The 1,315-nt window shown below is 44.6% G+C and carries 2 tRNA genes and 2 rRNA genes; all 4 read right to left on the bottom strand.

The features are described from left to right. Nucleotides 1-567 (bottom strand): 23S ribosomal RNA (locus B0187_RS10030); the annotation flags it as partial. Nucleotides 568-909: 342 nt separating this feature from the next. Further along, nucleotides 910-985: transfer RNA gene (locus B0187_RS10025), tRNA-Ala, on the bottom strand. Between the two features lie 56 nt (nucleotides 986-1,041). Next, nucleotides 1,042-1,118: transfer RNA gene (locus B0187_RS10020), tRNA-Ile, on the bottom strand. An 86-nt stretch (nucleotides 1,119-1,204) separates the two neighbouring features. Further along, nucleotides 1,205-1,315, bottom strand: a 16S ribosomal RNA gene (locus B0187_RS10015); the annotation flags it as partial.

Here is a 1,315-nt window from a genome sequence, read left to right as displayed (position 1 = left end):
AGGTACGCAGTCACCCCATAAAGAGGCTCCCACTGCTTGTACGTACACGGTTTCAGGTTCTATTTCACTCCCCTCACTGGGGTTCTTTTCGCCTTTCCTTCACAGTACTGGTTCACTATCGGTCAATCAGGAGTATTTAGCCTTGGAGGATGGTCCCCCCATCTTCAAACAGGATTTCTCGTGTCCCGCCCTACTTGTTGTAAGCTTAGTTCCACACCAAATTTTTCGGATACGGGACTATCACCCTCTACGATTGAGCTTCCCAGCTCATTCTCCTAAATATGATGCTAAAACTTACTGGCTCTTCCACTTTCGCTCGCCGCTACTCACGGAATCTCGGTTGATTTCTTTTCCTCGGGGTACTTAGATGTTTCAGTTCTCCCGGTTTGCCTTGTTTAACTATGTATTCATTAAACAATGCTAGGTTCTTCACCTAGCGGGTTTCCCCATTCGGACATCTTGGATTAAACGCCTCTTATCGACTCATCCAAGCTTTTCGCAGATTAGCACGTCCTTCTTCGCCTCTGATTGCCTAGGCATCCACCGTGTACGCTTAGTCACTTAACTATACAACCTCAAATGTTTTCACAAGCGGTTTGATTTCCTCTTGTTTTGACATTCAAAGCGATAACTCATCAACTAAACACTTAGCTGCTTTTGTTCAGCTAAGATTTTTACTACTCAGACTTTCTTTCGAAAATCTCTCAGTTTTCAGCTTGTTTCCGATTTTTTAAAGAACATTCAGACTGAGACTTGCGTCTTTCATCATCAATAAGCATTCTGCATTTTGTTTTATTCTTACGAATTATTACTTTGCAAGAACTCTCAAAAATCACACCGCTTGCAAGCGGTCAGATTTCCGTTTTTTTTTGCATTCTTGCTCAAAATGCTTATGGATGATGCGATATTTGGTGGAGATAAGCGGGATCGAACCGCTGACCTCCTGCGTGCAAGGCAGGCGCTCTCCCAGCTGAGCTATATCCCCAACTATCGTTCGTTCCTTTTAGTTTTCACTCGCTTTCGCTTTTTGCGTTTATTGAGTGGTGGGTCTGAGTGGACTTGAACCACCGACCTCACCCTTATCAGGGGTGCGCTCTAACCACCTGAGCTACAGACCCAAAAGGATTTCGTCTTCGACTTTCTTCTTCATTAACACAACCAACCAAACAATCTGTGTGAACACTTATCGCAATCAATTTCAAGGTAAGGAGGTGATCCAACCGCAGGTTCCCCTACGGTTACCTTGTTACGACTTCACCCCAGTCATGAATCATACCGTGGTAAACGCCCCCCTCTCGGTTAAGCTATCTACTTC

Source organism: Haemophilus paracuniculus, from assembly GCF_002015115.1.
Taxonomy (GTDB): domain Bacteria; phylum Pseudomonadota; class Gammaproteobacteria; order Enterobacterales; family Pasteurellaceae; genus Haemophilus_E; species Haemophilus_E paracuniculus.
The sequence above is the reverse complement of the archived record's forward strand: the minus strand, read 5'-3'. Positions and strand labels throughout refer to the sequence as shown.